Genomic DNA, 23,233 nt, shown 5'->3' on the forward strand with positions numbered 1-23,233 from the left:
TTTTATAAGTCAATTTATATTTTATTTGGTAAATTATTTTTTTCAAGTTCATCTTCAAAATATCCCATTATACTTTGAGGATTTAAAAAATTTTTTAAATTAAATTTTTTATATTTAAATGCATAAACTATAACCATATAATATAATGATTCTCCTTTATAAAAAGTATTTTGATTCAAAAATTGTGATAAATAAGGATTACTCATATCAGTTGTAATTTGATTCTTCCAAACATAAATGAAGTTTAGTATTTCATCTTTTATTTTTTCAAATTCATCTTTTAAATCTTTTATAGTTCTTATATCTATATTTTTTAAAATATCTCTTAATAATGGTAAATTTATAAATCCCGTAGAAGCACTTCCTATTTTATCCAGCAACTTTGTTTCAAAATCATTAAAATCTTTATCTGTTTTTATATATGTTTCTAATGATAGTTCATCAATCATAACATTTTCAGGATCATTTTTAAGTCTATTTGGTAAATTTTCTATATACTTATCAAAGTTTACTTTTATATTTTCAAATTCTCTATCCGCTATCTCCAAAAGGCCCGCAAGTCTTGCAAACTCTCTTTTTATTTCATATGGAACATATCTTCTCGATTTATATGAAATATCATGTTCTATTTCTGCCCATGCATGTTGCAGTGTAGACCTAATTTGAATTTCTGCTTTTAAATTTCTATATAAACTATTTTCAGGAAGGCTTAATCTTTTTTCGTCCAAACTCACAACATAATGAACTGACTTATAACCAAATTTATCCGCTTCTAAAATTTTTCTTTTATCTACTGAGTTTTCTTCGTCTATATTAAATTCTTCATGTAAAACCTTAGATATTTTATTTACATCACTTTCAAGATAAGCAACTATTCTTATTCCAGTCATATCTGTTACATCTTCCAACAAATTATACTTATAAGATTTTTTTCTAAGTTTTTTTTCAAAACTCTTTTTACTTTTTACTCTACTCTTTATAAAATTTATTCCTCCACCAGGTTCATCTGTAAATCCATTTTGTTTTAATATACTTCTTATAAGAGAATCCATGTGTTTAGTAAAAGCTTCATAAATAGGTTTCATTTCATCATACTTATTTAATAAAAGTTCAATTGTTTTCTCTTCCATTATATTTAGATCACCTCAAATTATTATAATACTAAGTTTATTATAATATAAATTTCTTAAAATTATTTTAATTTTTTATTTTTTAAAGAAATTACTTTTTTTAATATTAACTTTATTTCATCTTTACCCATATCTTTTGAAATAGAATCTTCTATACTAATTAAAATAGAAATAAGAACTGCTAAAATTTTTTTATATTTATTAATGCTTTTTTTATACATATTCCAACCAAATTTTTTAACTTTTGGTGATATTAAAAATTTATTTATTGTAATCTTTGAAAAAGCCATAAAGGCAATAAATAACGAACTCAATGTAGCAGAATTTATTATACTTTTTCCTTGATTAGTGAGTTTGGATATAATTAATATTAAAATAATAGAAAATAAAACATCTATAAAAAAAACAAAAGAAGAAGCTATTGAAAATATTTCAAACCTTCTTTTTAATTTTTTCTTCATTTTAAGGCTTATCTTTTTTATACGCAAAATTTGTTCATCTTGAATTTTATCTTTATATTTTGAAATTTCAGGTTTTATATGTTCATCCATAATGTCAAAAAAAGCTTCATTAAATTTTTCTTGTGCATTTTTATATGCCCAATGAAGATTATATTTATCTTTTTCATTATAAATAATTTCTATTTCTTCAAAAACTTTATCAAATTTTTCTATGTAAATTTGTTTATTTGAAATAAAGTTATCATTATAATGTTCTGGATACACTTCATTCATTATTTTATATACTTTATCCAAAATTTTTTCTTCCATGTCTTAATACTCCTTTTTTATTTATACTAATATCATTATACTACAAATATTAAAAAATTATTTTTGTAACTTCAATTTTAAAAATGAAGTTTATAATTAATATAAATTAAAACAAAAAAAGAGGTGATTTTATGACAGGAAGTCAAATATTTTGGTATGGAAGTATAGCAAGTTTAATAGCAGGACTTGCAACTTCAATTGGCGCTATACCTGTTTTCTTTTTTAAAAAACAACTTTCCGAAAAATCCTTAGATGCTTTTTTAGGATTTGCTGCTGGAATAATGCTTGCTGCTACAATGTTTTCACTAATAGTTCCATCAATAAATACTGGTGGAATAACTATTACAGTTATTGGAATAATTGCAGGTGCAGTAGTATTAGAGCTATTTGATACTTTCTCTCCTCATGAACATTTTTTAAAAGGTCATGAAGGACCAAATATTGATGTTGTAAAAAAAGTATGGCTCTTTGTAATTGCCATTACCCTTCATAATTTTCCTGAAGGAATGGCTGTTGGAGTTAGTTTTGGTGGTGGAATGATAAAAAATGGTATAGTCGTTGCTTTAGCTATTGGTATTCAAAACATACCTGAAGGTACTGCTACTGCTGTTTCTTTTTTAAAGGCTGGTTACTCCAAAAAGCAAGCATTTTGGTGGTCTTTTTTAACTGGAGTTGTTGAACCTATTGGTGGTATTCTTGGCGCAGCTCTCGTTGTAATCATGGCTCCAGCATTACCACTTTTCTTATCATTTGCTGCAGGTGCAATGCTTTATGTTATAAGTGATGAAATAATTCCTGAAACACATTCTCATGGATATGAAAGAATTGCAACCTTTTCATTGATTTTTGGATTTTTATTAATGATGGTTTTAGATAATGCATTAGGATAAAAAATAATTAAAATACAAATTAAAAATTTAATTATCTCCATTTTCATTAGTAATAAAACATCTCCTTGTAGTTCAGTGTTTTATTAATTATACTGTCTACTTTGGAGGTGTTTTTTTACGCGGAAATTAATTTTTGGTTTGTTGGTTAGTTGGTTTGCAGGATAGGACGAGAACTTTTTTTGTTTTCAAATGTCCCTTTGAAGGGACGAGGTCTTTTCGGGGGGGGGTTATTGATCCTTTTGAATCTCTGACTTTTGATAATTTTAAATCTTTTATCACTAAACAAAATTAGAAAATACTATTTATTACATTATAAAAAAACTCAAAGCATATTTTAAAAATATACTTTGAGTTTTTTATTAATATATTATTAGTTTACATATTCATTATTAAATCATTTTTTGAGCACATTTCTTCAGTTTTTGGACCATAAGATATATAATGGATTTTCACGCCTGTTTTTTCTTCTATAAATGCCATGTATTTTAAGAAATTAACATCATTTGTGTCTTTCCAACCTGGCAAAGTTTCATAAACTGGTTTTGCTTTTGAAAAGTCATATGAAGATGATGGAATTTCTTTTATTTCACCATTTATTTCATATCCAGTACAAACTTTTATTTCATCAAATCCATTTAAAATATCTGCTTTAGTAATTACAAATCCAGTTAATCCTGATCTAATCTTAGCATATCTCAATGCAGGCAAGTCTAACCATCCAACACTCCTTGCTCTTCCTGTTGTTGCTCCAAATTCATTTCCAAGTTTTGCTATTTTTTCTCCAAGCTCACCTTTTATTTCTGTTGGAAATGGTCCAGATCCAACTCTTGTAGTATATGCTTTCAATACTCCGTAAACTTCATCCAATTCAAAGGTTGAAAACCCAACTGAAGAAACGCCATGAGCCATACATGCTGCTGAAGTAACAAATGGATATGTTCCAAAATCAAGATCAAGTAAAACACCTTGAGCTCCTTCAAATAAAACTGTAGAATTTCTAAAAACTTTACTCATATCGATTGCACTTTCATAGTTCACTTTTAAATTTTTTAATTCTTCTCTTTGTTTTAAAAGATAATTATATACATCTTTTGCATTGCTCTTTAATCTACCTGAATAAATATTATTTTTTAAATAAAATATATCTTCTAATCTTTGTTTTAAAAGTTTATCATCAAATATATGGTATAATTTTATTCCTTCTCTTGATACTTTATCTGTATAAGCTGGACCTATTCCTCTTTTTGTTGTACCTATTGGTTCTCTTCTCATTGACTCTAATAACTCATCTTCTTCTTTATGCCAAGGTAAAACAATAAATGCTTCTAAGTCTATATAAAATCTATTTGAAATTCCAGGAAAATCTTCTTCCATAACTTTTAATTCTTTTATTAATTGTTCTAAATCTATTACCATTCCAGCACCTAAAAATCCTTTTGAATAGTTTCCGGGATTTATTGAAGGTAAAAGATGATTTACATATTTTTTCCCCTTATAATAAATCGTGTGTCCTGCATTTGCTCCTCCTGAAAATCTAACTACCCATTCAAACTTTTCTGAAAAATAGTTTACTACCTTTCCTTTTCCTTCGTCTCCCCATTGTGAACCTACTATTGCTAATCTTTTCATGGGTCACCTCCAAATTTAAAGTCCAAATCTTTCGTATATTTTATCTATATTTTTTAAATAATAATCATTTGAAAAAAACTTTTCTATTTCTTCTTTATTTATCTTATCTGTTATTCTATCATCATTCATAATATAAGTTTTAAAATCACGTCTTTCATCCCATGCCTTTAATGCATTTTCTTGAACTGTTTTATAAGCTACTTCTCTACTAACTCCTTTTTCTACCAAACCAAGCATAACTCTTTGAGAATAAACTAAATTATAAGATTTTTCAAAGGTTTCTTTCATTCTATTCTCGTAAACTATTAAGTTATCTATTAAATAAATAGATTTTTCAAGCATATAATAAGCTGTCATACAAGCATCTGGAACGAAGACTCTTTCAACAGATGAATGAGAAATATCTCTTTCATGCCAAAGAGTAATATTTTCAAATCCAGAAACAGTATAACTACGCAACATTCTTGCCATTCCAGTCAACCTTTCACAAATAATAGGGTTTTTCTTATGTGGCATTGCAGAAGAACCTCTTTGACCTTTTTTAAAAGGTTCTTGAGCTTCTAAAACTTCAGTTTTTTGTAAATGTCTAATTTCTGTTGCCATTCTTTCTATTCCTGCACCCATTAAAGCAAGTGTATTAAAAAATTCAGAGTGTAAATCACGAGGTACAACTTGAGTAGAGACTTTAGCTGGAGTTAATCCAAGGTAACTTAAGGCAAGTGTTTCAATTTCAGGAGATATGTTGGCATAGTTTCCAACCGCACCACTTATTTTACCAGTAGAGATAGATTTTATTGAAGTTTTTAATCTTTCTATATTTCTTTCTGTTTCTGCAAGAAAGGAAAGAATCTTTAATCCAAAAGATGTAGGTTCTGCGTGTATTCCATGTGATCTTCCAACTGTAACGGTGTACTTATGTTTTATAGCAAGTTTTTTTAAAGAGTCTGCATATTTTTCAAGTTTTTCTAAGATGAGTTCCCCTGCTCTTTTCATAGCAAGAGCCCATGCAGTATCTACAACATCCGACGAAGTCAAACCTTTATGAAAATATCGAGCTTCATCACCCATATTTTCAGTTACTCCCTTTATAAATGCTATTACATCATGATCTACTACTTTTTCAATATCAAGGATTTTTTCAACATTTATATTAGCTTTTTCTAATATTTTGTCTACTGTACCTTTTGGAGCTTCATTTTTTTCTTCAAAGGCTCTTACAACTGCAACTTCAACTTCAAGCCATCTTTGATACTGTTCTTTCAATCCCCAAATATCTTTTATTGGAGATAACGAATACCTTTCAATCACAAAAAAACACCTCCACTTTATGGATTAAGAATATCTTTTGCTTTCTTTGAATATGTATCTTTTACACCTAATGCTATTATTATTAAACCAATTATTATACCTGTTTTTTGATCTCTTGCTTGTGCAAGAAAATATCCTAAAGCTATACCGTTTAAAGTCCATGAGAGTAAAGAAAATACTTTTTTATTTAATAATTTAAAAAATGTTATGAGCAATGAAGATACATTCATTAAAGCATAAAAATAATTCATATCAAATCCTCTAAAAAATCCAAAGAAAGAAATTAATATAGAAGTAAACAAAAACATTCCTATTGTTTTTTCTTCTATTTTATTTTTATATACTAAAAGACCAGTTAATATGTTAACTCCAATTCCTATTATCCAAAATAATTTATTTACAACAAAAAAACCACCAATACTATTTATAATTAAAAAAACGATTTGATACATCATATTATTCACCTCCAACATAGATATTATAATATAATTTAAAATTTATATATTTATATTCTGTTAAGATTTTTTATCTCTTTTAAAATACTTAAAATTTATACTTTTTAAGAAATTTTTTTCTTATCTGTTCTTTTTTGCTTATATTAAACTCATATTTATTTACATCTTTCAAATAATCTTTAATAAAGTTTTCGATGTAATCTAATTTATTGAATTTTTGAGTTAAGGTCATATCATTATTATTAATTATTTCATTAACAGAATTATTTATTTTTTTATAAAGTTCTCCAAAAACTACTTTTTCTTTTAATAAATTTATTTTATATAATTTTTCATCGTAAACTTCTTTAGTAACATCTTTTAAAAGAGTTTCTTTTTCATTTTGTATTGAATAATTATCAACTTTTTCTTGAATAAATAAATTTAAAAGTAATTTGTGTATTATTTTATAGAGTATATCAAAAATTATTGCTGTAACTGTTAATTGAAAAATTTGTGTATAAAAAAAGGGTATTGAAATATTTTTAAATGTAAAAAACTCAATAGATGCTTCAAAAGCCCATCTTAAATTTCGAATTACAAACATTTTTCCAAAAAAGATATCCGTTATAATTATTGAAAAATATAAAGAAGTAAACTTTTCAAAAGGTACTAACAATATACTTCTTATAAAATTTTTATTTTTATACTCTTTTATCATAGAAATAATAGTGCTCGAATAAATAAAAACTATAAAAGCAAGAAAAAAAAGATTTATTCCATTAATATAAAATAGATCCTCAAAATAATAAAACTTTCTTTGAAATGATAAAACAATCATAATTAATATTAAATAACTAAAAAATTTATCCATTATTTTTTTATTATTTGTCATAAAAGGCCTCCTCTTCATTTATATGGTTTATCATTTAATTTATGTTTTACTCCATATTCTTTTTTTTATTTTTTCAATAGTTTTTTGTGAATTTTTTTGTTTTGTTTATTAATTTTAAATCAAAGCTTTCATACAATAGTTTTCAATTAAAGTGATTTATTTAATTTATTTATCACTTTAATAATTTTTTTATCTCTATTTGAATTAGGCCAATTTATAATACCACTCTCACAGATAATTCCATCTTTTGATTCGCATATTTTTTTCATTTGCTTTATTGTTCTTTTTCCACCCATCCATTCGTATGGTAAAGCTTGAGTTGCTATGAAAAAAATCTTTTTATCCTTTAAAGTTGAAATTTGATTTAAATAATTTTTCATTGGTTCAGATACAGAAAAAGCATGTACTGGTGTTCCAAAAATAAATGCATCATATTTTTCAATATCTATTTTTTCAAAACTTTGATCCTCTTTTATTGAAAATACTTTTACCATATGATCATTTTTTTTAAGTTCTTTTTCCAATCTTTCAATAATTGAACGAGTGTTTCCAGTTTTAGAATAAAATACAATACCAATGTTCATATTATCACCCCGTTTTATAAAGCTTATTAAAACAATAAAAAACTTCAAATTAAGAGTAGTTTGATTATTATTGAAAATTTCACCATTAAATTATACCATACAAAACTAAATCAAATTATTAAATACAAAATATTAAAAATTTTGATTATCTTTGGTGTTATAATTAATATTAGAAAAGTTAAAAATTTGAGGTGATAAAAATGGAAAATATTTTTGAAACTAATGTTTTAGATTCAAATGAAGCAAAAGTAATGGATAAATTAACTATAGAATCAGGTATAATGGAAGAAACTTTAATGGAACAAGCTGCTTTTGCTATTGCGGATGTTGCTTCAAGTTTTTCACCAAAAAAAATACTTTGTGTTGCAGGAACGGGTAATAATGGTGGGGATTGTATTGCTGCTGGACGTATTTTACATAACAAGGGTTATAATGTAGAAATTTATATTTATGGAAAAAATCAATCAAATGGTTTTAAAAAACAACTTTTAATTGCTGAAAATTATGGTTTAAAAATAAAATATAATAAAGATTTTTCTGATGAATATGATTTGATTATTGACGGTCTTATTGGTATAGGATTAAATGGTGAGGTTAGAAGTTCAATAAAAACTGTAATTGAAAAAATTAATTCAAGTAATGCAAAAGTTATATCAGAAGATATTCCATCTGGAATATCTTCTGATACAGGAGAAGTTATGGGAGACGCTGTTCATGCCGATATAACAATTACTTTTGGAAATTTAAAAATAGGGCAAATTCTTTATCCTGGAAGAGAATTTTCTGGAAAGTTAAAAATAGCCGAATTATCTTTTAAAAAGTTTATTTCAAATAGAAAGATAATAACTCCAGACATTATAAAAGTACCTAATAGAAAAAAAGATTCACATAAGTATGATTATGGAAATGTTCTCATATTAGCAGGGAGTTCAAAGTATCCTGGAGCACCTATTTTAACTGCTCTTGGAGCTCAAAGAATAGGCGCCGGTTTAGTCACGCTAATAACGCCTGGTGATTCTTCAAAAATTTTATCTTTTGAACCTTCTATAATCTATAGTAGTTTAAATAAAAATAATTTTGAAAAAAATGATTTAAAAAAGTTAAATGATGAAATTGAAAGAGCAAATGTAATAATTTTAGGCCCTGGTATGACAGAGGATTCAATTGAGTTTGTTGTAGAACTAATAAAAAAACAAGGAAGAACAAAAAATATAGTATTAGATGCTGAAAGTATTCAAGCAATCAAAGAATTTGAAAGTCTTTCAGAAAATATATTAATAACACCGCATGTTGGGGAAATGAAAAAAATATTTAAAAATCTTAAAAACAATATTTTCGAACTTGAAAGATTTTCAAAACAAAAAAAATGTATAATAATGTTAAAGTCATCAATTACTACAATAACTGATGGTGAAAAGACATTTTTTAACCTTTTAGGAAGTTCATCATTATCAAAAGGCGGAAGTGGAGATTTATTATCTGGTATTGTTGGCGGTTTAATAGCACAAGGACTTGATACAATAAATGCTTGCATTACTGGTTCTTACATAATGTATAAAACAGCAAAAGAATTGAGTAATGAGTATACAGAGTATTTCATTACTCCAAAATTAATTTCAGAAAATTTATATATTGGATTTAAACTGTGAGGTTTTTTATATGAAATTGAGATTTTTAACAACTCAAAAAATAAAACAAAAATTAAATTTAACTCAAAAACAGATTAGACTCATAAATTTACTTCAAAAAGACTTTATGGAACTTGAAAAAACTGTAGATGACTTTATAAATGAAAATGCTTTTATAAACTTTAAAAGTTATGATGAAGTTTACATACCTCAATCAAAAATCGAATATATATATGAAAATATTAAAGAACCTGAAGATGTTCTTTCAGAAATAAAGTTAATATTTTTATCTATAGTTGAAAAAAAATATGAAGATTCGGCAGAAGCTTTAACTTCTTATATAGATTCTAATGGTGTTTTAAAAGTTGATAAAAATGATTTTATAAAAGAGTTTAACTTATCTAAAAAAGAATACGAAAACCTTTTAAATACATTAAAAAGATTGGGACCAACTGGTTTCTGTGAAGAAACACTTGAAAAAGCTTTGATTTTAAGAGAAAAAAATAATGAAAATGGAACTCCACTTGGAAGTTATTCTTCTTCTGCAAGGTATTTGACTAAAAAGGTAGATATTTATTTTTTTATTGTAAATAATGAACTTAAATATGAAATAGAAGAACCTAATCTTCCCAGTTTAAATAAGGATTACTTAGAATCATTGAAGAAAACTAATGATTCTAAGGTTATTAAGTATATAAACAATGAAATAGAAAGATATAATGAATTAAATTCTTTATTAAAAAAAAGAAGAGAGTTATGTAATTCTATTGCCAATCTTTTAATAAAAACTAATTATAATTTTATTAAAAAGAAAGAAAAAATTATTCCATTAGGTATACGCGACACAGCAAAAAAGTTTGAAATGAGTGCTTCTACAATAAGTAGATTTGTAAATACCAAAGGGGTTCAACTTCCAGATGGATTAAATGTACCTTTAAATATTTTTTTTAATACCAAAGATACACAAAAAAATGAAAAAGAAAAAGTAGTTAATTTTATAAAAGAACATATGAAAACTTCAGATCAAAAACTTTCTGAAATGATAAAAAAAGAATTAAATATAAAAATTTCAAGAAGAACTGTAAATAAATATAAAAATGAAATAAAAAAGGAGAAGTGACTAAAATAGTATATATAATATCAGGTGGTGAAAATAGAAGTAGTTTAGAGTTTTATAAGTCTATGATATTAAAATCAAAAAAGACTATTGCTTGTGATTCGGGAATAAAAGTTTTTAAAAAGTTAAATATTCCTCCTGATTATTTAATTGGTGATATGGATTCTTCCAGTTCTGAAGATATAAAATGGGCAAAAAATAATAACGTTGAAGTATTAAGCTTCCCTTCTGAAAAAGATGAACTTGATACGGAACTTGGATTAATACTTGCAAAAAAATTAAATGCAAAAAAAGTAGTTATTTCATGTGCAACAGGTTCAAGAATAGATCAAGTAATTGGAAGTATATATCTTTTAGGAGAGTATCATGTATTAAATGCAATAATAGAAGAAGAAGATTTAATAGTTGGTACAGTTAGTAGTAAAACAGAATTACCTTCTATTTCTGGAGAAAGTTGGTCTATTCTTCAACTTGGCAATGTACTTGGACTCACTTTAAAAGGTTTCAAATACAATTTAGAAAACTATGATTTAAATACTTTAAAACCGCTTGGAGTGAGCAATGAAGCAATAAAAGATAAGGTTAGTATTTCATTAAAAAGTGGTATAGTTGCTTATATTCGTTGGATTGGACGTAAAGTATAATTAGGAGGCATTAAAATTATGTGGCTTTTAATTTCTGATACTCATGATAATTTAGATAAATTAAAAAAATTACCAAATATAATTAAAAAAAATTCAATAAAAACAATATTTCATTGCGGTGATTTTATATCTCCTTTTACTTTAAAATTTTTTATGTATGAAAATGTTGATTTCTATGGTGTTTTTGGTAACAATGATGGTGAAAGAGTAATATTATCGCAAAAATCAAATGTTAGTATTGTACCTGGACCTCGTTTTTTAGAAATTAATAATAAAAAAATATATATGATGCATGAGCCTTACTCATTGAAAGCTGCAAAAAATTCAAAGTTATATGATTATATATTTTTTGGTCACACTCATGAAAAATTCCATGAACAAATGAACAATACTCAAATAATAAATCCGGGTGAAGGAAGCGGATGGTTGACTAATCAAGCAACTTACGTTATAATAAACCCTGAAAATAATAAAATAGAATTTAAAGTTTTATAGTGGAGGTAAATATGTCAGAAAAAAAAACAATTGAAGATTTTATAGAAAAAGTTAATAAAGATACTATACCAAATAAATTACCTGCAATTGCAACGAGAACAAGAATGATAACATATCCAAACTCTGTATCTCCAATGTATATTGGAAGAGAAAAATCTTTAAAAGCTTTGGAATTAGCACTTTCAAAACACAATAATTATATATTTTTAATCTCTCAAAAAGATATTGAAGTTGAAGAACCAAATGTAAAAGATCTTTTTAGAGTTGGTGTTGTTGCAAGAATTGTTCAACTTTCAAAAACTCCAAGTGGAGATTATAAAATAATTGTAGAGGGTATAAAAAGGGCAAAGATAAAAAAGACCATTTCAAAAGAAAAATACTTTATGTTTGATCTTGAACTCATGGATTCAAAAATAAAAGAAAATAAATTAGTTACTGCTTTAGCAAGAAAAGTTAAACATTTATTTCAAAAATATCTTGAATTGACTAAAAAGTTTCCGCAAGAAGCATTATTTACAATAGAAGAAACAAATGATCCTGAAATTTTAAGTGATCTCGTAGCATCCGTTTTGCCAATAGAATTAAATGAAAAACAAGAAATATTGGAAACATTAAATACAAAAAAAAGACTTGAACAAGAACTTGAAATTTTAACAAGAGAAATCGAGCTTTTAGAAATAGAAGAAAAACTCGAAAAAGAAGTTAGAGAAAATATTGAAAAAACTCAAAAAGAATATTATTTAAAAGAAAAGTTAAGCGTTATACAAAAGCAATTAAATGGAGAAGCAGATGAAGAAATAGTTGAATTAAAAAATAAAATAAATGAAAAAAAATTACCAGATGAAGCCAAAGAAAAAGCTTTAAAAGAATTAGAAAGACTAAGTAAGATGTCTACATATTCGCCTGAAGCTAATGTCATAAGAACATACTTAGATTGGATTCTTGAATTTCCTTGGTATGAAAAAACAGAAGATACATTAAAAATAAATCAAGCAAAAAAAGTATTAGAATCAAATCATTCAGGTTTAGAAGAACCAAAAGAAAGAATACTTGAATATTTAGCCGTAAGAAAGTTATCAAAAAATACTAAAACACCAATCTTGTGTTTTGTTGGTGCACCTGGTGTTGGTAAAACAACTCTTGGTAAATCTATTGCTCAAGCTCTTGGACGAAAGTTTGGAAGAATTTCTTTAGGTGGTATTCGTGATGAATCAGAAATAAGAGGACACAGAAGAACATATGTTGGAGCAATGCCTGGTAGAATAGTACAAACATTGAGAAAAGTTAAAGTTATAAATCCTGTAATCGTATTAGATGAAATAGATAAAATGAATACTTCATTTCAAGGTGATCCAGCAGCAGCATTGTTAGAAGTTTTAGATCCAGAACAAAACACAGCATTTGTAGATCATTACTTTGAATTACCTATTGATTTATCTGATACAATATTTGTAACAACAGCAAATGTAATTCACACAGTTCCACCAGCTTTAAGAGATAGAATGGAAATCATATATATTTCTGGATATACTAATATTGAAAAATTAAAAATTGCAAAAAAACATATTCTTCCTCAGTTATTGAAAGAACATGGTTTAGATGATGAAAAAATTTCTATTACTTCAAATGCTTTAAAAAACATAATATCCGATTATACTCGTGAAGCTGGAGTAAGAATATTAAAACAACAAATTTCAAAACTTTTGAGAAAATCAGCTTTAAAATATACTTCTACAAATGAAAAAGTTAAAATAACTAATAAAAACCTTTCAGAATTTTTAGGTCCAAAACCATTCTTTAGTTCTGAAAAAAATGAAAAACCAGAAGTAGGAGTTGTTACAGGTCTTGCATGGACTGCTTATGGTGGAACAACACTTGAAGTTGAAGTTATAACTATACCTGGAAAAGGAAAATTAATTTCAACTGGACAACTTGGAGATGTTATGAAAGAATCAACTCAAATTGCTTTGAATCTTTCAAGAAAAATAATAGAAGAAATAGATGAAAAATTATTAGAAAAATTTGATAAAAAAGATTTTCACATTCATTTTCCAGAAGGAGCTGTCCCAAAAGATGGACCTTCTGCTGGTGTAACTATAACAACAGCCTTAATTTCATCAATATCTAAAAAAAAGGTTAGAAATGATATTGCAATGACTGGTGAAATAACTCTAAGAGGAAAAGTTTTACCTATTGGAGGAGTAAAAGAAAAAGTAATATCTGCTTATAGAGCTGGAATATATGAAGTAATTTTACCTGAGGCAAATAAAAAAGATGTAGAAAAAATCCCAGAAGAAGTTATGAAAAAAATGAAAATTAATTTTGCAAAAACAATAGATGATGTGCTTAATATAGCTTTAATTGGAGGTTTAGAATGTGTTAGTAAAGAGTGCTGAACTAGTAAAAATGGTTCATAATATAGATCATTTACCAGAACCCATGAATGGTGAAATTGCATTTGCTGGAAGATCTAATGTTGGAAAATCAAGTCTTTTAAATAGATTAATGACTAAAAAAGAAGCAAGAGTTAGTTCAAAACCAGGAAAAACAAGATCAATAAATTATTATTTAATAAATAAAAAGTATTATTACGTTGATTTACCAGGTTATGGTTTTGCTTCTGTTTCAAAAACAGAAAAAGAAAAATGGGAAAATTTGATGGAAGGATACTTTACTGGTCGTGAAGAATTACAAATGGTATTTGTTTTAATTGACCATAGACATCCACCTCAAAAAATGGATCATATGATGGTATCATGGTTAAAAGATTTGAGAGTTCCTTTTACTATAGTATTGACAAAAATGGATAAATTAAAGAAAAATGAAAGAATGAAAATGTTTAATACAATAAAATCAGAGTTATCTTATTATGGAAACTATACATACTTTCAAACTTCATCTGAAAAAGGTGAAGGTATAAATGAATTAAATAAATACATATCTATGATAATTGGAAATTAACTCCGGCTTTTGCCGGAGTTTTATAAAGGTGAATAAAATGTATGATATTATAATTTTAGGTACAGGACCAGCTGGACTTTTTACTGCTGCTAATATAAAAAATAAAAAAATTTTAATCTTAGAAAAAAATTCAACTCCAGCAAAAAAACTATTAATTTCTGGATCTGGGCAATGTAATATTACTCATGATGGAAGTATGGAAGACTTTATAACGCACTATAATAATAAAAATTATGCAAAAAAGGTACTTTATAGATTTACAAATGAAGAACTAATATCTTATTTTAATAATAAAGGTTTAAAATTTATTTTAAATAAAAATGGAAAATACTTTCCAAAATCTTTAAAGTCACAAGATATATTAAATATTTTATTAAATGAACTTGGTAACAACATTAAAATTAAATATAATGAATTTATAGAAAAAATAACAAAAAAAGAAGATACTTTCATTTTAAAATCAAAAAACAAAACATATAAAGCTAAAAACATCATAATAGCAACTGGTGGAAAATCTTATCCCATGTTAGGAACTACTGGTGATGGTTATAAGATAGCTGCTTCTTTTGGACATAAAATAATAACCCCAAAACCAGCTTTAGCTCCATTTAAAATTAAAGATTATTATTTTTCAGACTTACCTGGACTTTCTTTCAATGGAGCTATAAGTATTAAAAAAAATAAAAAGAAAATAAAAAAATATGGAGATTTACTTTTAACTCATGTTGGAATATCTGGACCTTTGATTTTAGATTTCTCAAGATATGTAAATGACGGTGATACTATAACAATATCTTTTTTAAACTTTAAAAACTCTGAAGAATTTTTAGAAGAATTAAATAAAAAAATTATACAAAATTCTTCTAAAAAGATTTTTTCTATTTTAAAAGAGTTTAATTTACCTGAAAGATTCATAAAAAAAATGTTTGAACTTTTAAAAATAAAAAATTCCTTAGCTCAAAATATCAGTAAAGATTCAAAAAATAAAATATCTAATTTTTTGATGAATAATGAAATGATTGTGGAAAAATTGTTTGACTTCAACCAAGCAATGGTAACTTCAGGTGGAATTTGTACAAAAGAAGTAAATCATAAAACTTTAGAATCAAAACTTGTAAAAGGTCTCTTCTTTGCAGGAGAAGTTTTAGATATAGACGGAGATACCGGTGGATACAACATACAATTTGCAATGAGTTGTGGGAAAATAATATCTGAAAATTTTAGCAGAAAATAGTTTTATGCAACAGTTATATCTATTACGAAAAAGTTTAAGCATGTTATAGTAAAATATTTATTATAATAAAAAAATAAAAGTATATTCTCAAAAAATATACTTTTATTTTTTTATGTAAAGGTTAAAATATAATAGCCATATAAATACTTAATGATTTAATATTTTATCTTTAAAAGATTATAATATTTATCTAAAAAAATATATATTTTCTCAGTTTTATCATTTTTATCAAAAAGATTAACTTTAAATATAATAGTGTATTTTATATTTTTTTTATTTATTCCATTCATAATGGCTACTTTATTTGCATCTTTATTTTTATAAAATTTATACAACTCTAACTTTGTTATTAAAGAATTTATATTATTTTCAAGATAATCTTTAGACATTTGTAAAGCTATTTCTTTAGATTCATATTTTTGTTCTATTAATTTTGTATAAAAATCTAAAAATAATAAAAATGATATTAAAATAATAGTAGTTAAAATAATAGTTTTTTTCATAAAATCACCTCAGATTTATAAAAATTAATTAATGTCTATAAAATCATATACATACATATTTTTCAAATTTTTATCTAAAAACTCTTTTGAATCATAATATATATTCATATGTATTTTTTCATTATATGTTCCCATAGTAATAACTATTCTTATATTTTCTAAGTTCCAAATTGTATAAAGAGTTAAAAAACCATTTTCTAATGAATAATCAGGATTATTTCTATAAAAAACATTTTCATACATTTCCATATCTTTTGAAGGAGCACCATATTTTTGAGTAATAACATTTTTTACTGTTTTATAATCTTTAAACCAATACTTTGCAGTATAATGAATTGCTTTACTATTAAATTCAACTCTCCAAAATTTATCTTTATTAAATTTAAAATAAGCTTCAGATGGAATATTTAAAATTTTACTTTCATACCCTAATGTTGATTCATCTTCATAATTAAAGTCTTCGTTTAAATGTTTTTTTACATATTCTTTGTTTGAACCAAAAGGAATTTCTCTATATAAATTTTTAGATTTTTTATCTACAGTTACAAAATTCCAAACCCCATTTTCTTTTTTTACTTCTCCACCATCAGAAGAAAAGTTCACTCCTATAATTAAAATAAACAAAAAGAAAATTAATATTTTTTTCATTTTTATCACTCCTTTTCATAATATTATTTTATCATACTTTTAAATAAAAATAAATATTATTTCTAATTCCATATCAAATTTATGGTATAATATTCTTGGAGGTGAAACAAGTTGTCTATATCTACTAAAACTGGTGATAATGGCTATACAAATTTATGGAGTGGAGAAAGAATTTCAAAAGATGATTTAAGAGTCGATACTTATGGAACAATTGATGAATTAAATTCTTTTTTAGGAGAAGCATTTCATTATTTAAAATCATTTGAAAATAAAAGAATCTTATCAAATATACAAAAAACATTATTTAGAGTAGGTGGCGAAATCGCATCAAAGAGTAAAATTTTCACTAAACCTATTGAAGAAAATGATGTTGAATATTTGACTAGTTTAGTAAAAAAATTTGAAGATACAATCAGTTTAAAAGGATTTATAATTCCTGGTAAAACACTATCTTCATCAAAATTAGATGTTTGCCGTACAATAGCTCGAAGATCTGAAAGATTAATTATTAAATTATCAAATGTTGAAAAAATAAATAATAACTTACAAAAATATATTAATAGATTATCTGATTTATTATTTATGATGGCAAGATTTGAAGAATATTTAGAGGATAAAATTGAATACTTATGAAAATATAATAGAAAATTTAAATAAAATTTTGCCTTTATTAGTAAAAGAACAAAGATTAAATCATATTTATGCAGTTAATTCATATGCACTTAAATTAGCAAAGATATTTAATTTAAATCCTTTAAAAATTTCAATTGCATCACTTGCACATGATCTTTTTAGAGATTTTTCTTTTGATTTACAGTTGAAAATTGCAAAAAAATATAATATAAAAATTTCTAATGAAGAAAAAAAACATCCTATACTTTTACATGGAAAAAATTCTGCTTTATATATGAAAAAAAGATATAATATTTCAAATGATATTTTTAATGCTATATATTATCATACTTCTGGAAGTCCTCAATTAAACGATTTGGGTAAGGTTTTAGTTATTTCTGATTCTGCAGAAGAAACAAGAAGCTATCCAGAAGTAAATAAATTAAGAAATTTATCTTTGAATTCTATTGAAGAAGCTTATAAGTTTGTAATAAAAAACAAAATAACTTATGCTATTTCAAAAAGATTAATTATTTTAGAAGAAACTGTTAATACATGGAATAAATACATTATGGAGGTGTAACTAATGTCAAAAATATATTTATCAAATAGAAGGAAATCTTCTAAAAAATGGCCTTTGTTTTTAATCATTATACTCATTTTAGTAATAGGCTTTTTTGGAGTAAAGTATTATATGGCTGAAAATGCTTCAGAAACAAAATATTCTAAATTAACTTATACTTTTTCATACAAAGATAACTTATATTTCATTAGAGTTTTGAATGATTCTAAAAAAATTTTTATGGTAAAAACAATTGATAATATAACATTCCCTGACTCATTTTTAACTTTAAGTAAGAATAACCTTCAAGATACTACTAACAATTTTTTAAGAGGTTTTAATCTTCAATCTGATTTAAATTATTATATTAACTTAAATGATGATTTAATAAAATCTTTTATTAATAAGATTGGATCAAATAAATCTGGAATAAATGGTTTTTTTGAAGGATTAATGTATAGAAATTCAAGTATTTTTGATTTTTTAACTGTTGATTCTTATTATAATTTAATAAAAAAATATGATAGATCAACTAACTTAACTTCTCCTGCAGTATATGTTTTACTAAAGTCTTTTTCAAAGTATTCTATAAATAATTTTGATAAATTAACTTTAAAACCACTATTTGACAAACCAATAAAGATTACTATAGATGATAAAATTTATTATAGAAATTATTTAAATGAAGAAAACTTTAAAAGATTAAAAGAAATTTTGGAGTGATATATTTGCAGAAAAAAATAAGACCTATTTTGATATGTATTTTATTATTTTTTCTTTTATTTTCTATATTCTTTTCTTTAATTAACGTAATAAATATAAAGTCTAAATTATCATTCCCATTCTATTTTTTAATAATGGGAATGGATTCTAATAATACAGAAAATATCTCAAGAACAGATACTATTATATTAGCTTCAGTAAAAAAAGATAAAATTTTGTTAATGCCTATTCCAAGAGATTTATTATTAAACATAAAAGGAAAAGATAGAAGAATAAACTCTATTTATGAGTTATATGGGAAAGAAGAACTGTTAAAAACTGTATCAAATTTAACAAATTTAAAAATAGATAATTATATAATTTTTAATTATTCTATATTTAAGGATATTGGAGATATTTTATCTCCAGTTTCAATTTATGTTGAAAAAGATATGATTTATGATGATTTCCATCAAAACTTACATATTGAATTAAAAAAAGGGAAAAATGATTTAGATGGAACAAAATTATTATATTATGTAAGATTTAGACATGATGATTTTGGAGATATTGGAAGAATTCAAAGACAAAAAAAAGCTTTATATGCATTGATGAATTCTATTAAAAAACAAGGTTTCCAAACCTTATTAAAAACTTTAAATACTGTATTAAAAAATACAATAAATACTTTTTCTTTTCCTGATATTTTAAAACTTTATTCTTCATCAAAATCAGCCAATATTGAATTTATCGAATTTCCTTATAAATTAAAAGATAACTATGCTGTAGTAGATAATTCTCAATTGTTAAAAACTCAATACTACTTAAAAAACTTTAAAAAACAAGAAAACAAACTACAAAAATGGATTATATTTACTAAAAGCTATACAAATTATAATTATAGTTTTTATTCATTTGTTTTTTCAAAATTCAATAAATCTGGTTATAAAATAAAAACAATTGATAATAAAGTTGATTTTTTTAATAATACAAAAAATTATGTTTTTATAAAAAATATCAAAGTAAAAGATGAAATATTAAATGATCTAAAAAATTCTTTTAATAAGGATTTTATTATATTAAATGATAAAAAAAAGTACTTTGAAACTATAAATTTTTTAGTAAAAAATCATATTGATACAATAAATTACGATGCAGTGGTGATATTGGGTGAATAATTATATTAACAAAGCAATTAATACTGTAGTTAAAGGTTTTTTAAAAAAAGCAAAAAAGAATTTTAATTTTTCTTTCTTTTCAATTTTAATTGGAGTTTGGGGATTAATTGTAATAACTTCTGTTATAAATGGATTTGATACAGTTTTAATAAAATCTATTACAAATTTTTATCCTCATTTAACTATTAATGGAAAGTATAAAGAAAAATTACCAAATGAATTGTACCATTTTGAATTTAATTTGAATAATTCTATGATTTCTAAAAATGGCAAGTATGATTTTATACAATTATTAGAATTAGACAATACAGAATTTTATGATTCACTTATAATATCTGGAAATTCTAAAAATGGTGTAGTTATTGGTAATGAACTTGCAAAAAAATTATATTTAAAAGTTGGAAATACCTTAAATTTATTTGAATTACATGGTTTTTTACCAATTTCAAAAAATTATACAGTTTCTGGTATTTTTAAATCTGGTGTTTATCAATTTGATTCTAAAATTGCTTTTTTAAAAGATACTTCTAAAAAAAAATTTACAGGTATAATTTTAAAAGATCCAAAAAAAGCATTTAATTTAAAAGAAAAATATTTAAAAAATTATTCTTCATTAACTTGGAAAGAGTCAAATTCATCCTTAACTAAAACTGTTGAAGTTGATAGTTTATTTGCTTTTTTAATTACTTTATTTGTTTTTTTAATGTCTGGGTTTAGTATATCTAATTCAATAACTTTTTCAATAATAACAAGGAAAAGAGAAATTGGTATTTTTAAGTCACTTGGAATGACATCTAATCAAATTTCCAAAATTTTTATTAGAGAGGGACTAATTATTTCTACTTATGGATACTTATCAGGTTTATTTTTAGGTTTAATAACTTCACTAATAATAAGCTTTTTAAAAATACCTCTACCAAAAGGAATTTTTTATGTTGATTATCTTCCCATTAGCATAAATATAAATATTGTCTTTATTTCACTTTTAGTTACCTTCATTACTGTATATATTTTTAGTTTTTTCACAACAAGAAAAATACTAAAATTTGATACTTTGGAGGCTTTAAAAAATGGAGAATAATCTTTTTGAAATTAAAAATCTATATCATTCTTATGATGGGAAAAATAATGTTTTAAATAATATAAATTTAAAAATTGAAAAAAATAAAATAATAAGTCTTTTTGGTCCTTCTGGAAGCGGAAAATCCACATTACTCTATATAATTGGCAATTTATTAACTCAAAGTTCTGGTAAAGTTATATATAACTTTGAAAACATTCAAAAAAATATGGGTTTTGTTTTTCAAAATTTTAATTTAATAAATGAATTAACTATATTTGAAAATTGCAAAATAGCTCAGAATATACGTGGTTATGAAGACATAAATGAAATTTTAGAACTTTCAAAAAATGTACAAATTTCTGAACTTTTAAATAAATATCCAAATGAACTTTCGACTGGTCAATTACAAAGAGCTTCTATTTTAAGGAGCATTGTTGGAAATACAAAATTAATTCTTTGTGATGAACCAACAGGAGCTTTAGATTCTAAAAATAAAGAAAATATAATGAATATATTTTCTTCGTTAAAGGGCAAAAAAACTATTTTTATAGTATCTCATGATGATATAGTAAAATCTTATTCTGATAAAATATACTATATCTTTGATGGGTCAATAAAGGAGGCTTAATATGAGAGAATTTGCTATGATTAAACCTAATGCTGTTAGAAGAGGTATTGTTGGAGAAGTAATTTCAAAATTAGAAAAAAAAGGTTTAAAAATAATAGGAATGAAATTATTAAAAATGACTTCATCTCAATCAAAAGAACTTTATAAAGAACATGTTGGAAAAGATTTTTATGAAAAATTAATAGAGTTTTCCCTTTCTGGACCTGTTGTTGCTTTAGTAATAGAAGGTCCAAGAGCTATTGAAATAACAAGACATATAGTTGGAAAAACTGACCCCTTAAAGGCTATGCCTGGAAGTATTAGAGGAACTTATGGACTTTCTGTAAGAAAAAATGTTATTCATGCATCCGATTCTGAAAAAAATGCTGAACGAGAGTTAAAAATATTTTTTGATGAAAATGAATTGCTAAACTATGAATTAGATTATGAAAATGATCTTTAAATTGGAGGAAATATGCTTATAATAAAACTTAATCCAGGGAAAGAAAAAAAAATAAAAAATGGATATCCATGGATATTTTCAGATGAAATAAAATCTATTGATGGAGAAAAAAAAGTAGGAGAAATTTGCAATATATTTTCAAATGATTATGAATTTATTGGTAAAGGTTTTTATTCAAATACAAATATTGCCGTTAGAGTTATTACATTAAAAGATGAAGAAATAAATTATGAATTATTTAAAAAGAAAATAGAAAAAGCTATTAAAAAGAGAGTTGACTTTAATGACTCTTATAGATTAATACATGGTGAAGCTGATGGGCTTCCTGGTTTAATTGCAGATAAATATAATGACTTCATCGTAATACAATTTAGAAATGTTGGAATGGAAAATTATAAAAAAGAAATATTAGAGTCTATTATTGAACTTTTAAAACCATCTGGAATATATGAAAGAAGTGATTTTGAAACTTCTACTAAAGAACCTATTAAAAGAAATATTGGAGTTTTATATGGTATAGAACCTCCAGAAAAATTAATAATAAAAGAACACGAAATAAAGTATTATGTTGATATAAAAAAGGGCCAAAAAACTGGTTTTTTCTTTGATCAAAGAGATTCAAGGCTATTTTTCCGTTCTTTAATAAAAAAAGATAGTTTAGTTTTAGACGGTTATACATTTACAGGTGGTTTTGCTTTTAATGCAGCATTAACTGGAGCAAAAAAAGTAATAGCTTTAGATAAAGATAAAGAATCAATTGAAATGGCAAGAAAAAATGCTGAATTAAATAACATAAAAAATATAGATTTTATTGAAACAAGATATGAAAATTATATAAAAAATTATACTGGTGAAAAGTTTGATGTAATTGTTTTAGATCCTCCTTCATTAATTAAGAAAAAACAAGAAAGAAGAAAAGGTGTTGAAATATTCAAAAGTATAACAGAACTATCTATTGACCATTTAAAAACTGGGGGAATATTGGGAATTTGTAGTTGTGCATTTCAAGCTGATATAAGTTTATTAATTGAATCAACAAGAAGAGCTTATTTTGCTCTTGGAAAAGATATACAGGTTGTAGGTTTAACCTTTCAATCTCTTGATCATCCTTGGATAATACAGATACCTGAAAGTAATTATCTAAAATGTTTATGGTTTAAAATATATTAAGGGGGA

Annotated in this window: 25 protein-coding genes; 16 read left to right on the forward strand and 9 right to left on the reverse strand. The window is 24.5% G+C overall.

Annotated elements, in window-relative coordinates:
• Positions 1-14: 14 nt before the first annotated feature.
• Positions 15-1,130, reverse strand: coding sequence for a GTP pyrophosphokinase (locus tag IGS63_RS08965; protein ID WP_190614278.1), 1,116 nt, complete (start codon positions 1,128-1,130; stop codon positions 15-17).
• A gap of 62 nt (positions 1,131-1,192) precedes the next feature.
• Positions 1,193-1,900, reverse strand: a complete 708-nt coding sequence (locus IGS63_RS08970; RefSeq protein WP_190614280.1) for a hypothetical protein — start codon at positions 1,898-1,900, stop codon at positions 1,193-1,195.
• A 131-nt stretch (positions 1,901-2,031) separates the two neighbouring features.
• On the opposite strand from IGS63_RS08970, the gene IGS63_RS08975 reads away from it, so the two are divergent.
• Positions 2,032-2,790, forward strand: a complete 759-nt coding sequence (locus tag IGS63_RS08975; RefSeq protein WP_190614281.1) for a ZIP family metal transporter — start codon at positions 2,032-2,034, stop codon at positions 2,788-2,790.
• Positions 2,791-3,165: 375 nt separating this feature from the next.
• Here IGS63_RS08975 and IGS63_RS08980 read toward each other — a convergent pair whose 3' ends face one another.
• The 5 genes from IGS63_RS08980 to IGS63_RS09000 form a co-directional block, all read right to left on the reverse strand.
• Complete coding sequence (locus IGS63_RS08980; RefSeq protein ID WP_190614282.1) at positions 3,166-4,419, reverse strand: adenylosuccinate synthase; 1,254 nt, start codon at positions 4,417-4,419, stop codon at positions 3,166-3,168.
• 15 nt (positions 4,420-4,434) lie between these two features.
• The gene (gene purB, locus IGS63_RS08985; RefSeq protein ID WP_190614283.1) at positions 4,435-5,727 is read right to left on the reverse strand and encodes an adenylosuccinate lyase; all 1,293 of its coding nucleotides are present in this window, start codon (positions 5,725-5,727) and stop codon (positions 4,435-4,437) included.
• A 17-nt stretch (positions 5,728-5,744) separates the two neighbouring features.
• Positions 5,745-6,182, reverse strand: coding sequence for a hypothetical protein (locus tag IGS63_RS08990; protein WP_190614285.1), 438 nt, complete (start codon positions 6,180-6,182; stop codon positions 5,745-5,747).
• Between the two features lie 88 nt (positions 6,183-6,270).
• A complete protein-coding gene (locus tag IGS63_RS08995; RefSeq protein WP_190614287.1) occupies positions 6,271-7,056 on the reverse strand; it encodes a hypothetical protein in 786 nt (261 codons plus the stop codon).
• 146 nt (positions 7,057-7,202) lie between these two features.
• Positions 7,203-7,640: a flavodoxin family protein gene (locus IGS63_RS09000; protein ID WP_190614289.1), complete on the reverse strand. Its 438-nt coding sequence runs from the start codon at positions 7,638-7,640 to the stop codon at positions 7,203-7,205.
• 200 nt (positions 7,641-7,840) lie between these two features.
• On the opposite strand from IGS63_RS09000, the gene IGS63_RS09005 reads away from it, so the two are divergent.
• The 7 genes from IGS63_RS09005 to IGS63_RS09035 are packed head-to-tail and all read left to right on the forward strand — an operon-like array spanning position 7,841 to position 15,719.
• Positions 7,841-9,289 (forward strand): NAD(P)H-hydrate dehydratase, encoded by a 1,449-nt coding sequence (locus IGS63_RS09005; RefSeq protein ID WP_190614291.1) that lies wholly within the window; start codon positions 7,841-7,843, stop codon positions 9,287-9,289.
• A 10-nt stretch (positions 9,290-9,299) separates the two neighbouring features.
• On the forward strand, positions 9,300-10,388 hold the full coding sequence (locus tag IGS63_RS09010) for an RNA polymerase factor sigma-54 (RefSeq protein WP_190614292.1): 1,089 nt from the start codon (positions 9,300-9,302) through the stop codon (positions 10,386-10,388).
• A complete protein-coding gene (locus IGS63_RS09015) occupies positions 10,385-11,029 on the forward strand; it encodes a thiamine diphosphokinase (RefSeq protein WP_190614294.1) in 645 nt (214 codons plus the stop codon). The genes IGS63_RS09010 and IGS63_RS09015 overlap by 4 nt, the downstream gene beginning before the upstream one ends.
• An 18-nt stretch (positions 11,030-11,047) precedes the next feature.
• Positions 11,048-11,524, forward strand: a complete 477-nt coding sequence (locus IGS63_RS09020) for a metallophosphoesterase (protein ID WP_190614296.1) — start codon at positions 11,048-11,050, stop codon at positions 11,522-11,524.
• 11 nt (positions 11,525-11,535) lie between these two features.
• Positions 11,536-13,920: an endopeptidase La gene (lon, locus tag IGS63_RS09025; RefSeq protein WP_190614298.1), complete on the forward strand. Its 2,385-nt coding sequence runs from the start codon at positions 11,536-11,538 to the stop codon at positions 13,918-13,920.
• Complete coding sequence (yihA, locus tag IGS63_RS09030; RefSeq protein WP_190614300.1) at positions 13,901-14,485, forward strand: ribosome biogenesis GTP-binding protein YihA/YsxC; 585 nt, start codon at positions 13,901-13,903, stop codon at positions 14,483-14,485. The genes lon and yihA overlap by 20 nt, the downstream gene beginning before the upstream one ends.
• Before the next feature lie 37 nt (positions 14,486-14,522).
• Complete coding sequence (locus IGS63_RS09035; RefSeq protein ID WP_232521368.1) at positions 14,523-15,719, forward strand: BaiN/RdsA family NAD(P)/FAD-dependent oxidoreductase; 1,197 nt, start codon at positions 14,523-14,525, stop codon at positions 15,717-15,719.
• Between the two features lie 155 nt (positions 15,720-15,874).
• On the opposite strand, the gene IGS63_RS09040 is transcribed toward IGS63_RS09035, so the two are convergent.
• On the reverse strand, positions 15,875-16,222 hold the full coding sequence (locus tag IGS63_RS09040) for a hypothetical protein (RefSeq protein WP_190614304.1): 348 nt from the start codon (positions 16,220-16,222) through the stop codon (positions 15,875-15,877).
• Positions 16,223-16,246: 24 nt separating this feature from the next.
• A complete protein-coding gene (locus IGS63_RS09045) occupies positions 16,247-16,870 on the reverse strand; it encodes a hypothetical protein (protein WP_190614306.1) in 624 nt (207 codons plus the stop codon).
• Between the two features lie 111 nt (positions 16,871-16,981).
• Between IGS63_RS09045 and IGS63_RS09050 the strand changes: the two genes are divergently transcribed.
• Genes IGS63_RS09050 through IGS63_RS09085 form a run of 8 tightly spaced genes read left to right on the forward strand, consistent with a single transcriptional unit; the run spans position 16,982 to position 23,227 of the window.
• Positions 16,982-17,503, forward strand: a complete 522-nt coding sequence (locus IGS63_RS09050) for a cob(I)yrinic acid a,c-diamide adenosyltransferase (protein WP_190614307.1) — start codon at positions 16,982-16,984, stop codon at positions 17,501-17,503.
• A complete protein-coding gene (gene yqeK / locus IGS63_RS09055) occupies positions 17,490-18,065 on the forward strand; it encodes a bis(5'-nucleosyl)-tetraphosphatase (symmetrical) YqeK (protein WP_190614309.1) in 576 nt (191 codons plus the stop codon). The genes IGS63_RS09050 and yqeK overlap by 14 nt, the downstream gene beginning before the upstream one ends.
• Before the next feature lie 3 nt (positions 18,066-18,068).
• Complete coding sequence (locus IGS63_RS09060) at positions 18,069-18,767, forward strand: hypothetical protein (RefSeq protein WP_190614311.1); 699 nt, start codon at positions 18,069-18,071, stop codon at positions 18,765-18,767.
• A 5-nt stretch (positions 18,768-18,772) separates the two neighbouring features.
• Complete coding sequence (locus tag IGS63_RS09065; RefSeq protein ID WP_190614313.1) at positions 18,773-19,924, forward strand: LCP family protein; 1,152 nt, start codon at positions 18,773-18,775, stop codon at positions 19,922-19,924.
• On the forward strand, positions 19,917-21,005 hold the full coding sequence (locus IGS63_RS09070) for an ABC transporter permease (protein WP_190614315.1): 1,089 nt from the start codon (positions 19,917-19,919) through the stop codon (positions 21,003-21,005). The genes IGS63_RS09065 and IGS63_RS09070 overlap by 8 nt, the downstream gene beginning before the upstream one ends.
• On the forward strand, positions 20,995-21,615 hold the full coding sequence (locus tag IGS63_RS09075) for an ABC transporter ATP-binding protein (protein ID WP_190614317.1): 621 nt from the start codon (positions 20,995-20,997) through the stop codon (positions 21,613-21,615). The genes IGS63_RS09070 and IGS63_RS09075 overlap by 11 nt, the downstream gene beginning before the upstream one ends.
• Position 21,616: 1 nt before the next feature.
• Positions 21,617-22,057 (forward strand): nucleoside-diphosphate kinase, encoded by a 441-nt coding sequence (ndk, locus tag IGS63_RS09080; RefSeq protein ID WP_190614319.1) that lies wholly within the window; start codon positions 21,617-21,619, stop codon positions 22,055-22,057.
• 12 nt (positions 22,058-22,069) lie between these two features.
• Positions 22,070-23,227, forward strand: coding sequence for a class I SAM-dependent rRNA methyltransferase (locus IGS63_RS09085; RefSeq protein WP_190614321.1), 1,158 nt, complete (start codon positions 22,070-22,072; stop codon positions 23,225-23,227).
• The last annotated feature ends 6 nt before the right edge of the window (positions 23,228-23,233 follow it).

It is taken from the genome of Tepiditoga spiralis (assembly GCF_014701195.1).
In the GTDB taxonomy this organism is placed as follows: Bacteria; Thermotogota; Thermotogae; order Petrotogales; family Petrotogaceae; genus Tepiditoga; species Tepiditoga spiralis.

What these genes read in the sequence shown, in the direction of transcription:
- IGS63_RS08965 (WP_190614278.1), bottom strand. Translation starts at nt 1,130, where the DNA reads ATGGAAGAGAAAACAATTGAACTTTTATTAAATAAGTATGATGAAATG.
- IGS63_RS08970 (WP_190614280.1), bottom strand. Translation starts at nt 1,900, where the DNA reads ATGGAAGAAAAAATTTTGGATAAAGTATATAAAATAATGAATGAAGTG.
- IGS63_RS08975 (WP_190614281.1), top strand. Translation starts at nt 2,032, where the DNA reads ATGACAGGAAGTCAAATATTTTGGTATGGAAGTATAGCAAGTTTAATA.
- IGS63_RS08980 (WP_190614282.1), bottom strand. Translation starts at nt 4,419, where the DNA reads ATGAAAAGATTAGCAATAGTAGGTTCACAATGGGGAGACGAAGGAAAA.
- IGS63_RS08990 (WP_190614285.1), bottom strand. Translation starts at nt 6,182, where the DNA reads ATGATGTATCAAATCGTTTTTTTAATTATAAATAGTATTGGTGGTTTT.
- IGS63_RS08995 (WP_190614287.1), bottom strand. Translation starts at nt 7,056, where the DNA reads ATGACAAATAATAAAAAAATAATGGATAAATTTTTTAGTTATTTAATA.
- IGS63_RS09000 (WP_190614289.1), bottom strand. Translation starts at nt 7,640, where the DNA reads ATGAACATTGGTATTGTATTTTATTCTAAAACTGGAAACACTCGTTCA.
- IGS63_RS09005 (WP_190614291.1), top strand. Translation starts at nt 7,841, where the DNA reads ATGGAAAATATTTTTGAAACTAATGTTTTAGATTCAAATGAAGCAAAA.
- IGS63_RS09010 (WP_190614292.1), top strand. Translation starts at nt 9,300, where the DNA reads ATGAAATTGAGATTTTTAACAACTCAAAAAATAAAACAAAAATTAAAT.
- IGS63_RS09020 (WP_190614296.1), top strand. Translation starts at nt 11,048, where the DNA reads ATGTGGCTTTTAATTTCTGATACTCATGATAATTTAGATAAATTAAAA.
- lon (WP_190614298.1), top strand. Translation starts at nt 11,536, where the DNA reads ATGTCAGAAAAAAAAACAATTGAAGATTTTATAGAAAAAGTTAATAAA.
- IGS63_RS09035 (WP_232521368.1), top strand. Translation starts at nt 14,523, where the DNA reads ATGTATGATATTATAATTTTAGGTACAGGACCAGCTGGACTTTTTACT.
- IGS63_RS09040 (WP_190614304.1), bottom strand. Translation starts at nt 16,222, where the DNA reads ATGAAAAAAACTATTATTTTAACTACTATTATTTTAATATCATTTTTA.
- IGS63_RS09045 (WP_190614306.1), bottom strand. Translation starts at nt 16,870, where the DNA reads ATGAAAAAAATATTAATTTTCTTTTTGTTTATTTTAATTATAGGAGTG.
- IGS63_RS09060 (WP_190614311.1), top strand. Translation starts at nt 18,069, where the DNA reads ATGTCAAAAATATATTTATCAAATAGAAGGAAATCTTCTAAAAAATGG.
- IGS63_RS09075 (WP_190614317.1), top strand. Translation starts at nt 20,995, where the DNA reads ATGGAGAATAATCTTTTTGAAATTAAAAATCTATATCATTCTTATGAT.
- ndk (WP_190614319.1), top strand. Translation starts at nt 21,617, where the DNA reads ATGAGAGAATTTGCTATGATTAAACCTAATGCTGTTAGAAGAGGTATT.
- IGS63_RS09085 (WP_190614321.1), top strand. Translation starts at nt 22,070, where the DNA reads ATGCTTATAATAAAACTTAATCCAGGGAAAGAAAAAAAAATAAAAAAT.